Genomic DNA, 20,966 nt, shown 5'->3' on the forward strand with positions numbered 1-20,966 from the left:
GACTGGGGGTTTGGCGATTTCCAGTCTCTCAAAACCTCGCCGGGTGAACACCCGCAACAACCTATTGAACCTTCACAACTAGATCCATACAAGCGCGATGGCATTCCCTGGACGTCGGCGCCACACTCCGGCTATCCGCGCCCCCAAAATCGGTCACCATGAACGAACTGCTCGCCGCCTACCGCTACACGACCAACAACTACGCCCAGATCGAGAAGAGCAAGCGCTGCGGCTGCTGCAACTGCGTGCAGATCTTCAGGCCCGATGCCATCGTCGGCTGGACCGGCCTGACGGTGCAGAACATGGACGACCCCAAGGCCATTGCCGACCAGACCGCCATGTGCCCCCACTGCGGCAGCGAGGCCGTCATCGGTGACGGCTGCGGCATCCTGATCACGCCCGATTTCCTGGCGCGCATGAACGAGGCCTGGTACCAGCGGACCATGATCCACCGGCCGGCGGCCAAGAAATGAGGGCGCTCGGCCTGCCGGAGCCTTGAGGATGGATTTGCTGGCGGTCTTCACGACGGTGGCCACGCAGGAGCAGGCCGACGCGCTGGCGCGCACCGCCGTCGAGGGCCAGTTGGCCGCCTGTGTGCAGACCGAGGCCATCCGCAGCACCTATCGCTGGCAGGGCGCCATCGAATGCGAGGCCGAGGTGAGGCTGATGTTCAAGACCAGCCGGGCCCTCTACCCCGCGCTGGAAGCGGTCTTGCGAGCGCAGCACCCCTACGAGCTGCCGGCGATCTTCGCGCTGCCGGTTGTCCAAGCCTCGGCCGGCTACACGGCCTGGGTGCAGGCATCCCTGCAGACCTGAAGCCCCGCCGGGCGCATACTGCCCCCATGGCCATCGCCCATGCCACTGCCGGTCAGGTCATCGACATCCTTCCCGGGGCGGCCGACCCTGACGGTGCAAGGACGGTCGCGCTGTTCAAGTCACGCGACCTCGAGGTCATGCGCCTCGTGCTGCCCGCCGGCAAGGCGCTGCCGCCGCACAAGGTGGCGCGCGAGATCACCATCCAGTGCATTTCGGGCACCCTCGCCGTGACGACAGCGGCCGGCCGCCAGCAGGTGCGGCCCGGCCAGCTGCTCTATCTGGACCGCGAAGCCATGCATGACGTGCTGGCCCTCGAAGACGCCATGGCCCTCGTGACCATCGTGCTTCCCTGATTCAGTTTTCCAGCGTGCGCGCCGAAGCCAGCTCCGGCCTGAGCTTCAGCATGCCCTCCATCACCTGCCCCGAGAACAGCGCCGCGCCCCTGGGGCCGAGGTGGGTGCGGTCGAAGCGCGGCGGCGCCTCGGCCAGCGTGTCGGCGCCGGACTGACCCAGGGCCGCGACGGCGGCATGGCTGACGGCATTCAGGTCCAGCACCGGGACGCCCTGCTCCGCGCCGACCTGGATGACCGCCTCGGCCCAGGGCCGCAGGTCATTGGCGAGTTCGCCGTCCTTGAAGGTCCGGCGTGTCAGCGGCGTGATGAGCACGACTTCGCCACCGGCCGCCTTCACGTCCTTCACATAGCCCGCCATGTTGGGACCGAACTCGGTGGCGAGGTCGGTGGACCGGCCGGGCTTGCCGGGCTGGTCGTTGTGGCCGAACTGGATCAGCACCAGGGTCTTCTGCTTCGCACCGTTATCACCGCGCTCGTTGAGCAGGGCCAGCACCGTGTCCCACAGACCTTCCGCGCGGAAGCTCTTGCTGGAGCGGCCGCCGCGCGCGAGGTTGAGGCAGGCCACCTGCTGGAAACGCGCACACAGCGCATTGCCGTAACCGCTGCGCGGGGCCATCGTCGAGTCGCCAACGAGGATGAGGCGCGGGCCGGTGGCGACATTGGCGGTGGTCTCGCCCTTCGGCGCGGGCGGTGCCTGGGCCACGGCGGCGCCACTCAACAGCAAGGCAAGGAGAGCAAGTCGTTTCATGACGTCAGGGTGGCTCAAGGCGCGGGCACCCAGCCGCCGGGCGCACCGGTGGCGATGGTCGAGTTCTGGAAGATCTCGGCTCGCGTCGTCAGGCCGGCGGCGGAGCCCAGCGGCTTGGCCAGCACGACATTGGTCGCGACGTTGCTGACCTTTACGGAGGCCAGGCCCAGGCGCGCACTGACGTCCAGCGGCGCGCCACTGAGGTCCATGCTGCCGAACTCACGCCAGCCCACCGTGTCGGTCGTGCCGCCGTCAAGCGTGCCCGCCCAGGATGGCGGGTTGCTGCCGCAGGGGCCCGTGCCCACACCGGTCTTGCTGGTGCCCGTGCCCACGCACCAGCCCAAGGGCAGGATGTGCGAACCCATCTGGGTGTTCACGAAGGCGATGTGGTCGATATAGGTCGTGGACGTCGTGCCGCCACTGCGGGCCAGATAGGCCTGGCTCACGGTGGGCTCGGCGGTGAGGCGGCTGTTCAGGAAGACGAAGCCCTTGTCACCGGCCGTGGCGCGCGACTGCAGGATGAAGCCGGCAGAACTGCTGGCCGTGTCGGCCACGGAGCGGATCTCGCAGTCCTCGAACAGGCTGGCCATCACGCTGCCCCAGATGAAGTCGACATTGCCGGCGACCAGGGACTGGTAGAACCAGTTGTAGCCCTTGAGCTGCAGGGTGTCCTGCTGGCTCAGGAAGTTCATCTGCCTGGCCACCAGGCGCGCGGCGGCCGCCGTCGTGCTGGTGTTGAAGTAGATCGCCTCGGCCTGGTTGTCCCAGCTGGTGCTGCGCACGTGGGGGTTCTGCAGCGTGAAGTTCTGCAGCGTCAGCAGGTCGGCCGTCTCGACCAACAGCGACGCGCGACCGCCGCCGAGGACGCGGTGGCCGACCGTCTTGCCCGAGGTACTCAGCGCCGTGCCGGCGGTGGCGCTGCTGGCACCGCTGCCCGAGTTCAGCGACTCGAAGTTGACGTCGCCCACCACCACGCCGTCGCGGCTCTCGCCGACGATGCTGAGGTTGGCGACCTTGCGCAGGATGTTGAGCTCGGGGTAGCTGCCGTTGGCCAGATGGATGGTCTTGGCCGTGGCGACGGTGTTGCAGCCGTTGGCGGCCGGGCTGTTGGTCGAGCAGTTCTTCATGACCCAGTTCAGCGCGCCCTGCAGGGTGCGGAAGTCGGCCGTGGTGCCGCTGTCGTCGACGTTGATGCTGGTGAAGCTGGCCGGCGCGGCGCGGGTCGTGAACTTCCAGCCGTCGGCCTTGCCGATGCCGGCGAAGGCGGCGCCCTTGATGGTGCCACCCAGCACGGACGCATCCATCGTCACGTAGTAGGCCGTGCCGAAGTCCAGCTTGTTGCTGTGCAGCTTGATCGAGGCCGTGCTGTTGCTGACGCTGACCGGGCGGTACCAGACATAGCGGGCGAATGTCGCGCCATCGGGCATGGCGCCCAGGCCCAGCGCGTCGATCTCGAGGTTGCTGCGGGCCAGCACGTTCTGCGTGTCGCTGGCCGAGGGCGCCGTGCCGACGTCGATGCTGTCGACCAGCACGTCGTCGCTGACGCGGTAGACGCTGACCTTGCCGGCCGTGCCTATGCTGGGCGGCGCGTCGAAGGACAGCGACAGCCGCGTGTCGGTGTGCACATTGACCTCGTTGGCGGCGGGCGACCTGGTGCCTGCCACGCCGCTGACATTGCCGCTGCCGCTGATCTGCGTGGAGATCTTCCAGGCGCCGGCCAGGGCCAGATTGTTGGCCTTGACCAGGGCAGACGGCCGCGGCTTGTAGGCATAGCCCGGCGTGAAGGCCGCGCCTGGCACGACGCTGCAGGCGCCCAGAGCGGCGCCGTTCAACGTCGAGCCGCTGTCCTGGAAGATGCCGCTGTGGTCGGAGCTCGGGTAGCTGACGACGCTGTCGCAGCCCACCGCCCCATCCACGGCGAAGACGTTGTTGTGCGACAGGATGTTGGCCTGCTTGCCCGCGCCGATGCTGTAGCTGTGCGGATAGGGGTTGGCCGTCTTGCTGCCGACGAAGTAGTTGTTGAAGACGTGGACCTGGCCGAAGCGCACGCGCGGCACGCGCTGGGTCACACCGTTGAAGACGTTGTTGGCGAAGGTGATGCGCAGCTTGCCGGCATCGCTGGTCAGGCTGTCGGAGCCACCGATCAGCATGGTCTTGTCGTGCTGGGCGACGACGTTGTAGGAGACCGTGATGAGGTCGGCGCCCTTGGTGATGTCGATGGCACCGTCGTGGCACTGCTTGGTCTTGCCGTTCTCTAGGGCCAAGGTGTCGTCGGTGACCGGCGCGTCGGTGATGGTGTTGCGGTCGATCCAGACCTGGGTGGCCGTCACGATGCCGATGGCGTCGTACTGTGAGTTCCAGTTGCCGGTGGCGCCGTCGGTCGGGTCCCAGATGGGGCCGACGTCGCAGGGCGCGACCAGGTGCAGGTTGCGCACGATGACCTGGCTGATGCCGGTGATGTCGATCCAGGCGTTGATGAAGCCGGCACCGGGGCCTTCGCCGATCAGCGTGGTGTTGCTTGTCAGCTTGACGCGCGCCCTCACCTTCTGGTCGGCCGTGTTCGCGAAGGGCGTGCCCTCCGTCATGTCGATGGTGCCGGCCACCTTGATGATCTTGGCCGCGTTGCCGCCGTTGGCCAGCGCGTTCAGCAGCTCGGCGCGGTTGTGCACGGTGTAGATGTGCTCGGGCGTGGCGGCACTGCCGCCGACGGTGCCCGCCCCCCAGCCGTCGCTGGGCGCCACCTGCTGGGCGACGTCGACGGCCCGGGCCTGCAGGCTCAGGGCCAGCAGGACGAGGCCGCCCAGGCGTTGCAGGCCCTTCATGCCGACCTCCGCGTGCGCGACAGCGCCAGCAGGCCCAGGCCCGCGCCGAGCAGCGCGAGGCTGCCCGGCTCGGGCAAGGCGCGGGCGGCGAGCTGGGTCGTGAAGCTGCCGAATTGGCTGTCGAAGCCGACCTGGTTCAAGGTCAGGCCGACGGTGTGCGCATCCAGCACCTGCAGGCTGATGCTGCCCCCCAGGACCTCGCTCATGTCCAGTGCGGTGAAGCCCGTGATGGGCAGGCCCAGGCCGGCGAAGCTGAAGGTCAGCGTGTAGCTCCCGGCCAGGCCGGCGCTGCCGCTGTTGTTCCACACCTGGATGCGGCCGTCCTCGAAGAAGTCGATGCCGACGGCGGCGTCGCCGGTGAGGAACTCGAGGTCGGCGGCGGCCACGGCCGTCACGTTGCTGCCCGCCTCGTCGGCGAAGCCGTGATCCAGCCCGAGCAGCGTCGAACTCGCGCCGCTGACCTGGCCGGTGACGAGGGTGCCGGCAGGCAGCGTGAAAGCCGCGTGGGCGGAAGTCGCGGCCAGCCATGCAGCGGCTGCGACCGCAAGGGTCCTGAAGGTCTTCATGAATGTCTCCGGGGTGAGGTCGGTCTCGCCATCCGGCGGCCGACGCTGCTTCGGGATCAGAAGGACCTGCAGGGTCCCGCGAACAATAAGGGCACAGACGACAGGTCCGTGCCCTCGGGGGGGCTAGGCCAGGGGCGGCTTAGAACTTGTAGCGGCCGCCGATGATGAATTCACGGCCGGTGTAGTTGTTGACGACGACGTTGTTCATCGCGCGGGAGATGAACTGGTCGTTGGGCTGGTTGGTCAGGTTGGTGGCCTCGAAGGTCAGCTGCAGCTGCTTGTTGACCTGGTAGCCCAGCGACATGTCGACGTTGAAGGTCTTGTTCTTGCCCGCCACGTCCTGGTTGTTGCCGGCCGGGATGGTCTGCAGGAAGGCCGAGCGGGCCGAGCTGGAGATGCGGCCGCTGAAGATGCCGTCGTCGTAGTAGACCGACAGGTTCCAGGAGCGCGGCGACAGGTTGACGAGGTCTTCCGTGACGGTGGCGGCGCCGACCGCCGCGGAGATCACGTAGTCCATCTTGGACTTGACCTGGGTGTAGTTGGCCAGGATGCCGAAGTTCTTGCCCCAGCCCGGCAGGAAGCTGAAGGGCTGCTGCACATTGATCTCGAAGCCGGTCAGCTTGCCGCCCGGGCTGTTGACCGGGGCGCTGACCAGGAAGATCTCGTCACCCGTGAAGTTGCTCGGCAGCAGCGCCATCGGCAGGCCGGTCTGGTTGTAGGGCACGTTGCGGCCCACCGTCAGCACATAGCTCTTGATGTCCTTCTGGAACACGCCCAGGCCGATGAAGCCGTTCTTGGAGTGGTACCACTCGCCGCTGAGGTCGAAGGTGGTGGCGCGGAAGGGGTCCAGGGCCGGATTGCCGCCGGTATAGCTGAGCGTGCCGGTGGTGGACAGCGTGCCGCCCGGGTTCAGGTTCTGCAGCGGTGGGCGCGACATGACCTTGGCCGCGGCGGCGCGCAGGATGATGTCCTTGGTCAGGTTCAGCGAGACGTTGGCCGAGGGCAGCCAGTCCCCGTACTCGCGCGAGGCGGAGACGGCGCTGCCGCCGCCGGTCGCCAGGTAGCCGCTGGCGACGATGGCCGTCTTCACATAGCGCGTGCCGAGGTTGCCGCGCACGGCCATGCCGCCCAGGCGGGTCTCGAAATCGGCCATCAGCCAGGTGCCGGTGTCGGTTTCGCTGATGGCGCGGTTGCCGCCGCGGGCGCTGCCGTTGGTGATGGAGCTCAGGGTGTAGTCGCCCGGGCCGCCGGCCGGCCCGGTCTTCAGGCAGTTGCAGTAGATGTCGTAGGCCTGGGCGATGGCATCCAGGTTGGGAATGACCCAGGACGTGATGGAGCCCGCGGGCAGGTTCTCGCCCTTGCCGAAGCCCGTCAGCGTCGTCGTCAGGCTGGCGGCGCTCACGCCGGCCGGCAGCGTGTTCATGGTCTCGACGGTGCGGCGGATGTCGTAGCTGGTGAACTTGAACTGCTTGTAGCTGGCGCCGCCCTTCAGGGTCAGCACGTCGGGGATGACTTCCCAGGCGACGTCGGCGGTCAGCACGTCCTGGCGGTTGGTCACGCCGTTGGGACGGATGCGGACCTCGCTGGGCGTGAAGTTGGCGATGCTGGTGGCACCGACGGGCACGCCGTAGATCTTCAGGCCGCCATTGGGATCGGCCGGGTTCAGGTTGCCGTAGCCCAGCAGCGGGGCGCGGTCGTCGCCACGGGCGTCGAACACATAGCCGTCGACATTGGGCGCGTCCAGCGTCGTCGTGGTCTGGATGGGGTTGCGGAAGCGCGAGGTCGCGCGGCCGCCGCGCAGGGTCAGCTTCAGCGTGTCGGTGATGTCCTGCTCCACCGTCAGCGAGGGCTGGCTGAACTCGGTGCTCAGCCGGTCGAAGCGCGACTCGGCGCGGATGTCGACGCCATTGAACTTGCCATACAGCATCTGGCCGTTGGGGTCGAACTGCGCCGCCAGCACGCTGGTCTGTTGCTTGCCGCCGGCCGACAGGGCGCGGCTGAAGGAGATGGCTTCCAGGAAGTCTTCCTGGCGGGTCGCCTCCAGCTTGGAGTACAGCATGTCGAAGGTGATCAACATGCTGTCGGCCGGGCGCACCTGGATGGCGCCGGTCAGGCCCGTGCGCTCCTGGTCATGCGTGAGGCGGCCGTAGCGCGGCAGGCGCGGATGGAAGTTGGTGGCCTTGCTGGCCTCGTTGTAGGCGGCCAGGTTTTCCGGCGTGTTGGGCAGGCGCAGCACGCCCTGGGCGGCCGGTCCGCAGGTGGTGGCGGTGGAGCCGGTGGGCAGATTGGTGGTCACGCCCTGCGGCGGGCACCAGCCGCTGAAGGTGTTGCCGCTGGACGGGCCGTTGTCCCAGCGCACCGTGCTGAAGCCTTCCTCGTAGACCTTGCGCTTGGAGTAGGCGCCGGACAGCAGCAGGCCGATCTTCTTGTCGGCGAAGGTGTTGGAGATCAGGAAGGAAGCCTTGGGCGTGGCCTTGCCCGACAGGTCGTTGTAGGTGCTCTTCAGCGAGACGGCGGCCTGGAAGCCGCGCAGGTCGAAGGGACGGGCCGTCTGCAGGTCGATGGTGGCGCCCAGTGACCCTTCGTCGACGTCGGCCGAGCTGCTCTTGCGCACGGTCAGGGAATTGAAGAGGTCGGCGGCGAAGACGTTGAAGTCGAAGGCGCGGGTGCGGTTGGCGCCGCCGGAGCTGTCGGTGCCGCCGGTGGTGGCCAGGGCCTCGATGCCGTTGATGCGGGTGCGGGCGAAGTCGCCGCCCAGGCCGCGCACGGTGATGTTGCGGCCTTCGCCGGCGTCGCGGTCGATGACCACGCCCGGGATGCGCTGCAGCGACTCGGCCAGGTTGGTGTCCGGGAACTTGCCCATGTCCTCGGCCTTGATGACATCGACGATGCCCTTGTCCTGGCGCTTGGCGTTCAGCGCGCTCTCCAGCGAGGCGCGGATGCCGGTGACGGTCACCGTTTCAAGCTGCTGGGATGCAGCCGGCGCGGTCTGGGCCCAGGCGGGCGCGGCAGAAAGCGTGACGAGGGCGACGGCCAGGGCCACCGGGCTGAGAGCCGGGCGGTGGGACGGACGAATTGCGGGCATGTGATGTCTCCTGGTGCAAGGCCACCTGGGCGCAAGGCGCCGGCGACTCTCGGGTTATTCAAGGCTTGTGAACCCGGGCGCACGCAGGGCACCCGTCGATCTTTCGGGCCGGCGACGCTGCAGTGCGAGCGCCGGTTCGATCACCGCGACTACAGGTAGTCGTCGCGGCGAGGGGAAAACTGGTCGAGCAGGGTGGCGCCGTCATCGAGGGCGACGACGCCGTGCATCGTCAGGCGGGGGGCCACGAAGGCGTCGCCGGGCTTCAGAACGCACTTCTTGCCGCCGACGTCGCACTCGAAACGGCCGGCGATCACGTAGGCGATCTGGTCGTGGGCGTCGTGGGCGTGGGGGGTGCCGATGGCGCCCTTGTCGAACTGCACCAGCACCGACATCAGCTCGGGCGTGTGGCCCACGATCTTGCGGCGGATGCCATCGCCCAGCTCGTGCCAGGGGGTGTCGTCATTGAGGAAGAAGCTGCTCATGGTTGTGCGTTTTTGTCTGGCTTGTGAACGATGATAGGCGGAAGATGCAAAAATCGGAACGTCGGTTCACTAATTAGAAACCATGATTCCGCAACACTTGCCGTCTGCCTAAAGTCGTGGCATCGGAAAAAGTGGAACTGCGTTTCAACCTCCAGTTCAACCGATTCCCAGCCACCGCGGCAGCCCGAGCTCCGCGCAACCGGTGCCTCCCGGCACCTTGGAAAAAGACATGGTTCTTCAGAACTTCAATCTGGCCGGCAAGACGGCCATCGTGACCGGCTGCAACACCGGCCTGGGCCAGGGCATGGCGCTGGCACTGGCGCAGGCGGGAGCCGACATCGTCGGCGTCAACGTCTCCGAGCCGGACGAGACCAAGGCCGGCGTCGAGGCCCTGGGCCGGCGCTTCCTGGACCTGCGCGCCAATCTCGGCGACGTCAGCTGCATCGCCGACCTGGTGGCCCAGGCCAAGGCGTTGAACGGTGGCGTGCACATCCTGGTCAACAACGCCGGCATCATTCGCCGCGAGGACGCCATCAAGTTCTCGGAGGCCGACTGGGACGACGTGATGGACCTGAACCTGAAGTCGGTGTTCTTCCTGTCCCAGGCGGTGGCCAAGGTCTTCATGGCCCAGGGCACGGGCGGCAAGATCATCAACATCGCGTCCATGCTGAGCTTCCAGGGCGGCATCCGCGTGCCCTCCTACACCGCCAGCAAGAGCGGCGTCATGGGCATCACCCGCCTGATGGCCAACGAGTGGGCCTCGCACGGCATCAATGTCAACGCCATCGCGCCGGGCTATATGGCCACCAACAACACCGCCCAGTTGCGCGCCGACGAGCAGCGCAACAGCGCCATCCTCGATCGCATCCCGGCCGGCCGCTGGGGCAAGCCCGAGGACCTGGCCGGCCCGGTGGTGTTCCTGGCGTCGACCGCTTCAGACTACGTCAACGGTTACACCATCGCCGTCGACGGCGGCTGGCTGGCACGGTGAGCCCACCCCCTACGCGCTGCGCTTGCCCCCTCGAGGGGGCAAGCCAGCGGCCCGGCAAAGCCGGATCCGCGGCTTCGCTGGATGATCCGCCGGCTGACGCGGCGGATTCCTGGCCATCACCGACGGAGACACGGTGAGATGTACGAGAACAAAAAACTAGGCTTCCTGTTCGTCCTGCCATTCGTGCTGGGCGTGCTGCTGTTCAAGCTCTTCCCCTTCGTGATGAGCTTTGCGCTCAGCTTCACGCAGTACGACCTGATCGACCCGCCCGAGTGGGTCGGCATGCGCAACTACGAGGAGATGCTGACCGGCGACCCGCTGTTCAGGAAGTCGCTCGGCGTCACGCTGACCTTCGCGCTGCTGGCAGTGCCGCTGCGCGTGGGCTTCGCCCTCGTCGTGGCCCAGGTGTTGAACTTCCGGCTCAAGGGCATCAACGCCTTCCGTGCGGCCTTCTACATTCCGTCCATCCTGGGTGGCTCCATCGCGGTGGCGGTGCTGTGGCGCTTCGTGTTCGCCAAATACGGGCTGGTCAACATCATCCTCAGCAAGCTGGGACTGGAGCCCATACCCTGGCTGGCCGATGAGCACTATTCGATGTGGACCATCGTGCTGCTGTTCACCTGGCAGTTCGGCTCGGCCTGCGTCATCTTCCTGGCCGCGCTGCAGAACGTGCCCAAGTCGCTGTATGAGGCCGCCGAGATTGATGGCGCCAGCGTCAATCAGCAGTTCTGGAAGATCACCGTGCCCCTGATCACGCCGGTCATCTTCTTCAACCTGATCATGCAGATGGTGCATGCCTTCCAGGAGTTCAACGGGCCCTATCTGATCACCGAGGGCGGCCCCCTGCATTCCACCTATGTGCTGGCGCTGTACATCTACGACCAGAGCTTCCGCTTTTTCAACCTGGGATATGGCGCGGCGCTGAGCTGGGTGCTGTTCGCCCTGGTAGCGGGCCTCGCCGCGATCTCCTTCTGGAGCAGCAAGTACTGGGTGTTCTACGCCGGCGAAAAGGACATCAAGAAATGAGCGCCGCCGCAGAAATGAACGAACGCGCCGTTGGCGACGACGGCAAGACGCCCTGGCTGCGCTATCTGCTGCTGGCGGCCACGGCCATCGTCATGCTCTACCCGCTGCTGTGGCTGGTGGGCGCCTCCTTCAAGAGCAACAGCGAGATCTTCACGTCGGCTGGCTTCTGGCCAGCCAAGTTCTCGCTGGACGCCTACGCCAAGGGCTGGAAGACCAGCACCGAGTACACCTTCGCGACCTATTTCCTGAACAGCTTCCTCATCACCATCCCGCGCATCATCGTCACGGTGATCTCCTGCGTGCTGGTGGCCTATGCCTTCGCCCGCTTCGAGTTCTGGGGCAAGAAGATCCTGTTCAGCATCATGGTCGGCACGATGATGCTGCCGCTGATCGTGCTGCGCCTGCCGCAGTACCTGGTCTTCCGCGAGCTGGGCTGGCTGGACAGCTACCTGCCCTTGATCGTGCCGTCAGCCTTCGCCACCGACACCTTCTTCGTTTTCATGCTGGTGCAGTTCCTGCGCGGCATCCCGCGCGACATGGAGGAGGCGGCCCTCATCGACGGCTGCAACGCGCTGCAGCTGCTCTGGCACATCATCGTGCCCCTGCTCAAGCCCGCCATCATCAGCGTCGTCGTCTTCCAGTTCATCTGGACCATGAACGACTTCATGGGCCCGCTGATCTACCTCGCGTCGGTCGAGAAATACCCGGTCAGCCTGGCGCTGAAGATGAGCATCGGCGCGACCGAGGAGGTCGAGTGGGCCAATGTCATCGCGATCTCGGTCGTCGCGCTGATCCCCTCCGTCGCGGTCTTCTTCGCGGCACAAAAACATTTCATCGAAGGCGCCACCTCCAGTGGCGTGAAGGGATAAGGCCGTGGCCGCTGTTTCCTTGCGCAAGGTCGAGAAGACCTACCCCAATGGCTTCAAGGCCGTGCATGGCGTCGACCTCAACGTGCGTGACGGCGAGTTCATGGTCTTCGTCGGCCCCTCGGGCTGCGCCAAGTCCACGCTGCTGCGCATGGTGGCGGGGCTGGAGTCCATCAGCGGCGGCGAGCTCAACATCGGCGGCCGCGTGGTCAACGACCTGCCGCCCAAGGCGCGCGGCATCGCGATGGTGTTCCAGAACTACGCCCTCTACCCGCACATGACGGTCTACGACAACCTGGCCTTCGGCCTGAAGCTGGCCAAGACGGGCAAGGCCGAGCTGGACCAGCGCGTTCGCCACGCCGCCAAGCTGCTGGAGATGGAGCATCTGCTGGAGCGCTACCCCAAGCAGCTGTCGGGCGGCCAGGCCCAGCGCGTGGCGGTCGGCCGCGCCATCGTCAAGAAGCCTGAGGTTTTCCTGTTCGACGAGCCGCTGTCCAACCTCGACGCCAAGCTGCGCGCCGCCATGCGCGTGCGCCTGACCGAACTGCACCGCTCGCTGCGCGATGCCGGCCAGCCCGCCACCACCATCTACGTCACCCACGACCAGACCGAGGCCATGACCATGGGCGAGCGCATCTGCGTGCTCAAGGCCGGCGTCATCCAGCAGGTCGACACGCCGACGGCCCTCTACGACCGCCCGGCCAATGCCTTTGTCGCCAGCTTCATCGGCTCACCCGAGATGAATATCGTCAATGCGACGCTGAGCGACGACGCAGTGGTGCTGGGCGGCATCAACCTGCCCTTGCCGCTTGGGCGCTTCGGCCCGGTGCCGCAGGGCCCGCTGCACTTCGGCCTGCGGCCTGAGCACATCGGCCTGCAGGCCAAGCCTGGCAGCGTCGCTGTGCAGGCCACGCTGAAGTTCTGCGAAAACATGGGCGCCGAGGTCTTCACCTATGTCGACGTCGGCGGTGTGGCCTTCAGCGCGCGCATCCCCGCCGAGGAAGGCCTCGCGCTGGCCAGCTTGCCGCGTGGCTCGGCGCTGAGCCTGCACTTCCAGATGAACCACGCCCATCTGTTCGCGGCGGGCGACGACGGCCCGAGCTACCTGGCATGAGCATCCATCGCCGCATCGTCCTCGCCAGCGCGCTGGCCGCGCCCTTCGTGCACGCCCAGGAGCGGCCCGTGCTGCGCTTCGCCTGGTGGGGCGGCGCCAGCCGCCACCAGTCCACGCTGGCCGCGCTGAAGGTCTTCGAGCAGCGCCATGGCGTCAAGGTCAAGGCCGAGTACATGGGCTTCAACGGCTATCTGGAGCGGCTCACGACCCAGATCGCCGGCCGCTCCGAGCCCGACGTCATGCAGATCAACTGGGCCTGGCTGGCCATGTTCAGCAAGCGCGGCAATGGCTTCACCGACCTGAACGGGCTGACCAAGGAACTGGCGCTGGACCAGTTCACCGAGGACGACCTCGCCTACGGCCGCGTGCAGGGCAAGCTCAACGCCCTGCCCACGTCCTTCAGCGCCCGCATCTTTTTGTGGAACCAGACCGCCTTCGGCCGCGCCGGCCTCAAGCTGCCCGAGACCTGGGACGAGCTCTTCGCCACCGGCCCGGTCTTCCGCGCCAAGCTGGGCGACAGCGCCTACCCGCTGGACGGCGAGCTCTACGACATGATCCTGCTGTCGCAGAGCTTCATCCAGCAGAAGCACGGCACGCCCTTCGTCGACCCGGGCAGGCCGCATGTGGCCATGAGCCCGGCCGCGGCGCTGGAATGGGTGCAGACCTACAAGCACCTCATCAGCTCGCATGTGGCCACGCCGCTGCCGCTGCGTGCGTCCCTTGGTGGCGCCGAGAAGCCCACCGAGCAGCAGCCCGACTGGGTGGCCGGCCGCTGGGCCGGCAACTACACCTGGGACTCCGTCATCGGCCTGCGCGGCTCCACGCTGGCGCCGGGCGAGAAGCTGGCCCTGGGCGCCTTCCCGACGCTGGCGGGCAGCAAGGAGAGCGGTCTCTTCGGCCGGCCGACCGTCATGTACACCATAGGCCGCAACTGCAAGCAGCCCGAGCTGGCGGCCCGGCTGATGAACTTCCTGCTGACCGACGCCGAGGCCGCGCGCATCCTCGGCCGCACCCGCGGCCTGCCGAGTGCGAAGAACGCGCTGGCCGAACTGCAGAAGGCCGGCGGCCTGCCGCCGCTGGAGCTGGCCGCCCACGACCAGATCCAGGCCCAGCGCGATGCCGGCCGGCTGATCCGCCCCGCGCCGCTGTTCGAGCACGCCCGCTTCCAGAAATTCATGCGCGAGGTCTTCGAGACCGTCGCCTACAACAAGACCACCGAGGCCGAGGCCGCGCGCCGCCTCGTCGACGAGGGCAATGCCCTGCTGCAGAGGATCCAATGAAAGCCACCGAGCGCAAGTTCAATTTCGTCACGCACGAGGACCCCGACACCGGCGCCCGCGTCACCCGCCTGACGCCGCCCGACGTCACCTGCCACCGCAACTACTTCTATCAAAAGTGCTTCACGAACGACGGCAGCCAGCTGATGTTCGGCGGCGAGTTCGGTCCCCAGCCCAGCCCGAACTGGAACCTGCACCTGCTGGACCTGCCCTCGCAGACGGCCATCCAGCTGACCGACGGTGCGCGCGAGAACACCTTCGGCGCCTTCATGAGCCCCGACGACCGCTTCGTCTACTTCGTGCGCGGCGAGCGCCAGCTCATTCGTCTTGAGCTGGCCACGCTGAAGGAAGAAGTCGCCTATGTCGTGCCCGAGGGCTGGGTGGGCTATGGCACCTGGGTGGCCAACAGCGCCTGTACCAAAATGGTCGGCATCGAGATCGCCGCCGCCGACTGGTTCCCGCTGAACACCTGGCAGAAGTTCAACGAGATGTTCCACAAGAAGCCGCTGTGCCGGCTCTTCAGCGTGGACCTGGCGACCGGCCAGCGCACCGTCATCCTGGAACAGCGCGGCTGGCTGGGCCACCCGCAGTACCGGCCCTTCGACGACAACACCGTCGCCTACTGCCACGAGGGCCCGCACGACCTCATCGATGCCCGCATGTGGTTCATCAACGAGGACGGCACCAACCGCCGCTGCGGCAAGGAACACACGGACGGCGAGAGCTGCACCCACGAGTTCTGGGTGCCGGACGGCAGCGCCATGATCTATGTGTCATACAACGAGAAGTCACCCGAACGCTGGATCTACAGCCTGGACCCGGTGACGCTGGAGAACAAGCTGCTGACCGCCATGCCGCAGTGCTCCCACCTGATGAGCAACCATGACGGCACGCTGATCGTCGGCGACGGCTGCGGCAAGGCCAGCAGCGGCGACGCCAGCAACGAGATGCTGGTGGGCGACCCCTATCTGCATCTCTTCGACCTCAAGGCCGGCAAGACACGGCCCATCGCGCGCCACGACAGCGGCTGGGACGTCTACAAGGACAGCCGCCAGGTCACCCACCCGCATCCGAGCTTCACGCCGGACGAGAAGCAGGTGCTGTTCAGCTGCGACAAGGAGAGCGCGAACGGTGTCGAGCCTGCCCTCTACCTGGCTGATCTGTGAAGCTGATTGCGCTGGCCCTGGCCTTTTTGGCAATGTCGGCGCAAGCCCAGCGCCCGCAGTTGACGCCTGAGCAGGCGGCTGCGCACACGACAGCGGCTTATCTGGGCGACTGGAAGCCGGCACCGCTGGCCGACCTGGCTGCCACGCCGCCCGACTTCACCGTCAAGCCCGGCGAGTCGGTACAGGCTGCCATCGACAAGGTGCCGGCCGACGGCAGCAAACGCTGGGTCATCCAGATCCAGCCGGGTACTTACCGCGGGCCACTGTGCATCAAGGACAAGGCGCCGCTCGCCCTGATCGGCTCGGCCCTGGACGCCGCCACCGTCGTGCTGGTGGACAACCGCTTTGCCGGCAAGCCCAAGGGCGAGAACGGGGCCGCCCATCCCTGCGTGCCTGAACTCGGCAAGACCACCATCGGCACCAGCGGCAGCACCACCCTGCTGGTGCAGAGCAACGACGTCCAGCTCATCTCGCTGACCATCGCCAACGATGCGATGGACGGCGTACGTCGCGGCGAGGCCTACCCGCCGGGCGTCGGCGAAAGCGGCGGCGCTCAGGCCGTGGCGCTGACACTGGCGGGCGACCGCATCCAGCTCGACAACGTGCGCCTGCTCGGCCACCAGGACACGCTGTTCGCCAAACGCGCCGCGCCCGACAAACCGGCCCGCCAGCTGATCCGCCACAGCCTCATTGCCGGCGACGTGGACTTCATCTTCGGCAACGCCGTGCTGGTCATCGAGCACTCCACCATCCTGACCCGTGCCAACCGCCGCACGCCCGGCCACGGCGGCATCGTGCTGGCGCCCAGCACGGCAGCGGATGTGTCGCAAGGCTTCCTCGTCACGCACAGCCGCCTCGTCGGCGAGCCCGGCATCGCGCCTGGCGCCACTGCACTGGGCCGCGCCTGGGATGCCGGCGTGAAGGCCGGCACGTGGGCAGCGGGCTCCAGCCCCAACGGCTTGGCCGTCGTGCGGGACAGCGAGATCGGCGCCCACATCGGCCCCTGGGCCGCCAGCACCTCGCGCCGGCCCTTCGACGCCGCCTCAAACCGCCTCAGCGAAGTCAACAACCACCCATGAAACGCCGCCACGTCATCGCCCTCGCCGGCCTGCCCCTCCTCGGCGGCTGCACCAGCACGCCGCATGCGCCTGCCGAAAACGCCGGCGGCTGGGCTGGTGTCGGCAACACCACCGGCGGCGCCAGGGCCATCCCGGAGCACGTCTTCGACGTGCACGACCGCGCCGGCCTGGACGCCGCCCTACGCATCGGCGACAAGCCCAAGATCATCCGCGTCCATCGTTTCATCGACCTCTGCCCCGCCGGCCCCGAGGCCTTCCGCGACCCCGAGTTCGACTTCGACGCCTTCGACCGCGCCTACGACCCCGCCACCTGGGGCCGCGACGACCCCACCGGCACGCTGGAAGCGGCCCGCAAGCGCTCGGCCAAGCGCCATGCCGCGGTGGCGCAGGTGCGCCTGCCCTCCAACACGACGCTGATCGGCGTGGCGCCGGGTGCCGGCTTCGAGCGCGGCGGCTTCATGCTGGACAAGGTCAGCAACATCGTCATCCGCGACCTGCGCTTCTCCGACGCCTACGACTACTTCCCCGAATGGCAGCCGCGCGACAACGGTCATGGCGAATGGAACTCGGAGTACGACAACGTCTCGCTGCGCGGCGCGGACCGCGTCTGGGTGGACCACTGCCATTTCGACGACGGCCGGCGTCCCGACAAGCTCGAGCCCATCCGCCTCGGCCAGCGCGTGCAGCACCACGACGGCCTGCTGGACATCACCAACGGCAGCGATCTCGTCACCGTGTCCTGGTGCCGCTTCCAGGCCCATGACAAGACCATGCTGATCGGCAGCAGCGACAGCAAGACCAGCGACGACGGCCTGCTGCGCATCACCCTGCATCACAACCACTTCCACGCCTGCAAGGAGCGCACGCCGCGGGTGCGCTTTGGCCGCGTGCATGTCGTCAGCAACCTCTTCAGCGCCGACCGCGCCGAGGACTTCGGCTATTCCCTGGGCGTCGGCATCCAGTCGCGCCTGTTCAGCGAGCACAACCGCTGGGAGCTGCCGGCCGAGATCAGCCCCGACCGACTGATCCGCCGCTTGAAAGGCTCGGCCTTCAGCGACCAGTACAGCCGGCTCAACGGCCGCCCGGTCGACATCCTAGCCGCCTGGCAGGCTGCCCACCCGGGCGAAACCCTCTCCCCAGACGTCGGCTGGCGCCCCGACGAGTTCTACGACGCGGCGGCCCTGCGGCCCGCCCAACCCGATCAACTGCTTGAGCAAATCCAGGCCGGTGTGGGGCCACGCCGCGCCTGAGTCAGAATCGACCCTTGAAACACGCACCCGAAAGAATCGAAACGATGGACGACGACATTGGTGATTCGAAGCAGCCGGAATCGGTTGCGGCGGTGCTCAAGGTGTTCGCCATCCTGAACGCCCTCGGTGAGCGCAGTGACATCGGTATCACCGACCTCTCGGTGCGCCTGGCCATGCCCAAGGCCACGGTCTACCGCTTTCTGCAGACCATGAAGGGCCTGGGCTATGTGCGCCAGGAGGCCGACAGCGAGCGTTACGGCCTGGCCATGCGCATGTTCGAGATCGGCGCCAAGGCCCTGCCCTCGCCCGAACTGGTCGATCTGGCCAAGCATCACATGCAGATGCTGGCCGACGCCACCGGCGAGACCGTCCACCTGGGCAGCCTCATCGACAGCGAGATCATCTACATCCACAAGGTCGACTCGCGCCACATGCTGGGCATGTATTCGCGCATCGGCCGCCGCGCGCCCCTGCACTGCACCGCCATCGGCAAGGTGCTGATGGCCTGGGAGCACCCCGAGCGCCGCGACCGCATCCTGGATGGCGCCGAGTTCAAGCGCTTCCGCGACAAGACCATCGTCACCCGCCCGGCCTTCCTGGCCGAACTGGAGCAGGTCAAGAAGCAGGGCTTCGGCGAGGACCGCGAGGAATTCGACGACCACATCCGCTGCCTGGGCGTGCCCATCTTCGACCGCCTCGGTCAGCCCATCGCCGGCATGAGCGTGTCCTTCCCCACCTTCCGCTTCGACGTCGAGAAGGCGCCCGAAGTCGTCAAGATGCTGCAGAAGGCCAGCCGAGACATCTCCGAGAAGCTGGGCTGCACCCACTACCCGATCTCGACTTGAGTCCCTAAGGCGTTGTCGCCCCAGGGACTCAGGGGCTGGGAGCTCAATGCTTCAATGAAGGCTGTTGTGTGAACCACCAGCCCTCATGAGCACCATCAACCGCCAGATCCTCCTCGCCTCCCGCCCCAAGGGCGAGGTCACGCCCGACAACTTCCGCCTGGTCGAGACACCGCTCGCCGCCCTGGCCGAGGGCCAGGTGCGCGTGCGCAACCACTACCTGAGCCTGGACCCGTATATGCGGGGCCGCATGAACGACAGCAAGAGCTATGCGGCTTCGCAGGCGTTGGACGAGGTCATGATCGGCGGCACGGTCGGCGAGGTGATCGAGTCGAAGAACGCCAATTTCGCGGTCGGCGACAAGGTCGTCGGCATGGGCGGCTGGCAGGAATACCAGACCGTCGACGCCACCCAGCGCGGCGTGCTGAACAAGGTCGACACCACCCACATTCCGCTCTCCGCCTATCTCGGCTCGGTCGGCATGCCCGGCGTGACGGCCTGGTATGGCCTGATGAAGATCATCAACGTGAAGGCCGGAGAGACCGTGGTGGTCAGCGCCGCCAGCGGCGCCGTGGGCAGCGTGGTGGGCCAATTGGCCAAGGCGCGCGGCGCACGCGCGGTCGGCCTGGCCGGCGGCGCCGACAAATGCCGCTATGTCGTCGAGGAGCTGGGCTTCGATGCCTGCATCGACTACAAGCAGCACCCCGACCTGAAGTCGCTGTCGGCCGCGCTGAAGGCCGAATGCCCCAACGGCATTGACGGCTATTTCGAGAACGTCGGCGGCATGATCCTGGACGCCGTGCTGCTGCGCGCCAACGCCTTCAGCCGCATCGCCATGTGCGGCATGATTTCCGGCTACAACGGCGAGCCCATCCCGCTGACCTATCCCCAGCTCATCCTGACCAACCGCATGAAGGTCGAAGGCTTCATCGTGTCCGAGCACATGGACGTCTGGCCCGAGGCACTGAAGGAACTGGGCGGCATGGTCGCCACCGGCAAGCTGAAGTTCCGCGAATCCATCGCCGAAGGCATCGCCAGCGCGCCCGAGGCCTTCATGGGCCTGCTCAAGGGCCGCAACTTCGGCAAGCAGCTCGTCAAGCTGGTCTGATGCGCTGGACCTGCGTACCCTTCGCCGAGCTTGGCGCTCAGCCGCTGTACGACGTGCTGGCCCTGCGCTCCGAGGTTTTCGTCGTCGAACAGAACTGCGTCTTCCTCGACATCGACGGCCTCGACCCCAAGACCTGGCATCTGCTCGGCCATGACGAGGATGGGCTGCTGAAGGCCTACGCTCGCCTGCTGCCGCCGGGCTTGAAGGCGCCCGAAGACGCCGTCATCGGCCGCGTCGTCACGTCGCCCGCTGCGCGCAGCGGTGGCGTCGGCCGCGCACTGATGACCGAGGCCGTCGCGCAATGCGGCCAGCTGTGGCCGGGGCATGCGATCACGCTGCACGCCCAGGCCCATCTGCAGCGCTTCTACGCCAGCTTCGGCTTCACGCCGGTCGGCGAGCAATACATGGAAGACGGCATCCCTCATCAGGAGATGCGCAAGGAGACCAAGCAATGAGCAAGAAGACAGCAGTCATCACCGGCGCCGGCTCCGGCTTCGGCCTGGAGACCGCCCGCATCGCCGCCCAGCGCGGCATGAACCTGGTCCTCGTCGACGTGCAGGCCGATGCGCTGGACAAGGCGGTCGCCGAGTTCAAGGACGTGGAAGTCCTGTCCCGCATCGTCGACGTCGCCAAGGCCGACCAGATGGAAGCGCTGGCGGCCGCCGTGCAGGAGCGCTTCGGCGCCCCCCACTTCGTCTTCAACAACGCCGGCGTCGGCTCCGGCGGCCTGATCTGGGAAAACGCCCTGACCGACTGGGACTGGGTGATGGGTGTCAACGTGACCGGCGTCGTGCACGGCGTGCGCCTGTTCACGCCCATGATGCTGGCGGCCGCCAAGGCCGATCCGAGCTATTCGGGCCATATCGTCAACACGGCGTCCATGGCCGGGCTGCTGGTGCCGCCCATGTCCGGCGTCTACAACGTCAGCAAGGCAGCCGTCGTCGCCCTCACCGAGACCCTGCATCACGACCTCGCCCTGGTCACGAGCCAGGTCCACGCCTCGGTGCTCTGCCCCTTCTACGTGCCCACCGGCATCAGCCAGAGCCAGCGCAACCGCCCCAGCGACCTGGCCGGAGCGAAGCCGACCACCAGCCAGATCGTGTCTCAGGCCCAGACCGACAAGGCGGTGTCTTCCGGCAAGCTGACCGCGGCCGACGTGGCGGCCATGGTGTTCGACGCCATCGACCACGACAGGTTCTGGATCTTCAGCCACCCCAAGGCCCTGGCCGGCGTGCAGACGCGCATGGAAGACGCGATGCTGCAGCGCAATCCCACCGACCCCTATGCCGCGAGGCCGGACATCGGCGAGGCGCTGAAGGCCAAGCTGCGCGCGCAGTAAATCCTGGACGCCGCAGGCGTGCAATGTTTGGCATTG

Annotated in this window: 20 protein-coding genes; 15 read left to right on the forward strand and 5 right to left on the reverse strand. The window is 67.1% G+C overall.

All coding sequences use genetic code 11. The features are described 5' to 3' along the window. Window positions 1-158: 158 nt before the first annotated feature. Genes AC3WOE_RS27670 through AC3WOE_RS27680 form a run of 3 tightly spaced genes read left to right on the forward strand, consistent with a single transcriptional unit; the run spans window position 159 to window position 1,169 of the window. Window positions 159-473 (forward strand): hypothetical protein, encoded by a 315-nt coding sequence (locus AC3WOE_RS27670; RefSeq protein ID WP_492695207.1) that lies wholly within the window; start codon window positions 159-161, stop codon window positions 471-473. Between the two features lie 28 nt (window positions 474-501). Then, entirely contained in the window at window positions 502-816 is a 315-nt protein-coding gene (gene cutA, locus AC3WOE_RS27675; RefSeq protein ID WP_492695209.1) for a divalent-cation tolerance protein CutA, read from the forward strand. Between the two features lie 26 nt (window positions 817-842). Beyond that, complete coding sequence (locus AC3WOE_RS27680) at window positions 843-1,169, forward strand: cupin domain-containing protein (protein WP_492695211.1); 327 nt, start codon at window positions 843-845, stop codon at window positions 1,167-1,169. Window position 1,170: 1 nt separating this feature from the next. Here the strand turns inward: AC3WOE_RS27680 and AC3WOE_RS27685 are convergent, their stop codons facing one another. The 5 genes from AC3WOE_RS27685 to AC3WOE_RS27705 all read right to left on the reverse strand — a co-directional run bounded on the left by AC3WOE_RS27685 (window position 1,171) and on the right by AC3WOE_RS27705 (window position 8,872). Next, complete coding sequence (locus AC3WOE_RS27685; RefSeq protein ID WP_492695213.1) at window positions 1,171-1,917, reverse strand: rhamnogalacturonan acetylesterase; 747 nt, start codon at window positions 1,915-1,917, stop codon at window positions 1,171-1,173. A 14-nt stretch (window positions 1,918-1,931) separates the two neighbouring features. After that, the gene (locus AC3WOE_RS27690; protein WP_492695215.1) at window positions 1,932-4,739 is read right to left on the reverse strand and encodes a pectinesterase family protein; all 2,808 of its coding nucleotides are present in this window, start codon (window positions 4,737-4,739) and stop codon (window positions 1,932-1,934) included. After that, window positions 4,736-5,305 (reverse strand): PEP-CTERM sorting domain-containing protein, encoded by a 570-nt coding sequence (locus AC3WOE_RS27695; protein WP_492695216.1) that lies wholly within the window; start codon window positions 5,303-5,305, stop codon window positions 4,736-4,738. Before AC3WOE_RS27695 ends, AC3WOE_RS27690 begins: the two co-directional genes overlap by 4 nt. A 139-nt stretch (window positions 5,306-5,444) precedes the next feature. Further along, window positions 5,445-8,390, reverse strand: a complete 2,946-nt coding sequence (locus tag AC3WOE_RS27700; protein ID WP_492695218.1) for a TonB-dependent receptor — start codon at window positions 8,388-8,390, stop codon at window positions 5,445-5,447. Window positions 8,391-8,539: 149 nt separating this feature from the next. After that, on the reverse strand, window positions 8,540-8,872 hold the full coding sequence (locus AC3WOE_RS27705) for a cupin domain-containing protein (RefSeq protein WP_492695220.1): 333 nt from the start codon (window positions 8,870-8,872) through the stop codon (window positions 8,540-8,542). A 229-nt stretch (window positions 8,873-9,101) separates the two neighbouring features. Here AC3WOE_RS27705 and kduD point away from each other — a divergent pair, with 229 nt between their 5' ends. The 12 genes from kduD to AC3WOE_RS27765 all read left to right on the forward strand — a co-directional run bounded on the left by kduD (window position 9,102) and on the right by AC3WOE_RS27765 (window position 20,930). Further along, on the forward strand, window positions 9,102-9,863 hold the full coding sequence (kduD, locus tag AC3WOE_RS27710) for a 2-dehydro-3-deoxy-D-gluconate 5-dehydrogenase KduD (protein WP_492695222.1): 762 nt from the start codon (window positions 9,102-9,104) through the stop codon (window positions 9,861-9,863). 138 nt (window positions 9,864-10,001) lie between these two features. Next, window positions 10,002-10,889 carry a carbohydrate ABC transporter permease gene (locus tag AC3WOE_RS27715; RefSeq protein ID WP_492695224.1) on the forward strand — a complete coding sequence of 296 codons (888 nt, stop codon included), beginning with the start codon at window positions 10,002-10,004 and terminating at the stop codon, window positions 10,887-10,889. Further along, entirely contained in the window at window positions 10,886-11,758 is an 873-nt protein-coding gene (locus AC3WOE_RS27720) for a carbohydrate ABC transporter permease (RefSeq protein ID WP_492695225.1), read from the forward strand. The genes AC3WOE_RS27715 and AC3WOE_RS27720 overlap by 4 nt, the downstream gene beginning before the upstream one ends. A 4-nt stretch (window positions 11,759-11,762) precedes the next feature. Next, the gene (locus AC3WOE_RS27725; protein WP_492695227.1) at window positions 11,763-12,869 is read left to right on the forward strand and encodes an ABC transporter ATP-binding protein; all 1,107 of its coding nucleotides are present in this window, start codon (window positions 11,763-11,765) and stop codon (window positions 12,867-12,869) included. Next, window positions 12,866-14,149, forward strand: coding sequence for an ABC transporter substrate-binding protein (locus tag AC3WOE_RS27730; protein ID WP_492695229.1), 1,284 nt, complete (start codon window positions 12,866-12,868; stop codon window positions 14,147-14,149). Before AC3WOE_RS27725 ends, AC3WOE_RS27730 begins: the two co-directional genes overlap by 4 nt. After that, window positions 14,146-15,312: an oligogalacturonate lyase family protein gene (locus AC3WOE_RS27735; protein WP_492695231.1), complete on the forward strand. Its 1,167-nt coding sequence runs from the start codon at window positions 14,146-14,148 to the stop codon at window positions 15,310-15,312. Before AC3WOE_RS27730 ends, AC3WOE_RS27735 begins: the two co-directional genes overlap by 4 nt. Continuing rightward, window positions 15,309-16,391, forward strand: coding sequence for a pectinesterase family protein (locus AC3WOE_RS27740; protein WP_492695233.1), 1,083 nt, complete (start codon window positions 15,309-15,311; stop codon window positions 16,389-16,391). The genes AC3WOE_RS27735 and AC3WOE_RS27740 overlap by 4 nt, the downstream gene beginning before the upstream one ends. Next, window positions 16,388-17,641 carry a pectate lyase family protein gene (locus AC3WOE_RS27745; RefSeq protein WP_492695235.1) on the forward strand — a complete coding sequence of 418 codons (1,254 nt, stop codon included), beginning with the start codon at window positions 16,388-16,390 and terminating at the stop codon, window positions 17,639-17,641. Before AC3WOE_RS27740 ends, AC3WOE_RS27745 begins: the two co-directional genes overlap by 4 nt. A gap of 44 nt (window positions 17,642-17,685) precedes the next feature. Then, window positions 17,686-18,486, forward strand: a complete 801-nt coding sequence (gene kdgR, locus AC3WOE_RS27750) for a DNA-binding transcriptional regulator KdgR (RefSeq protein WP_492695237.1) — start codon at window positions 17,686-17,688, stop codon at window positions 18,484-18,486. Window positions 18,487-18,571: 85 nt separating this feature from the next. Continuing rightward, window positions 18,572-19,591: an NADP-dependent oxidoreductase gene (locus AC3WOE_RS27755; protein WP_492695239.1), complete on the forward strand. Its 1,020-nt coding sequence runs from the start codon at window positions 18,572-18,574 to the stop codon at window positions 19,589-19,591. Then, window positions 19,591-20,046: a GNAT family N-acetyltransferase gene (locus tag AC3WOE_RS27760; protein ID WP_492695241.1), complete on the forward strand. Its 456-nt coding sequence runs from the start codon at window positions 19,591-19,593 to the stop codon at window positions 20,044-20,046. Before AC3WOE_RS27755 ends, AC3WOE_RS27760 begins: the two co-directional genes overlap by 1 nt. Then, the gene (locus AC3WOE_RS27765; RefSeq protein WP_492695243.1) at window positions 20,043-20,930 is read left to right on the forward strand and encodes an SDR family oxidoreductase; all 888 of its coding nucleotides are present in this window, start codon (window positions 20,043-20,045) and stop codon (window positions 20,928-20,930) included. The genes AC3WOE_RS27760 and AC3WOE_RS27765 overlap by 4 nt, the downstream gene beginning before the upstream one ends. The last annotated feature ends 36 nt before the right edge of the window (window positions 20,931-20,966 follow it).

This window comes from Roseateles sp. FW305-36 (assembly GCF_058787015.1).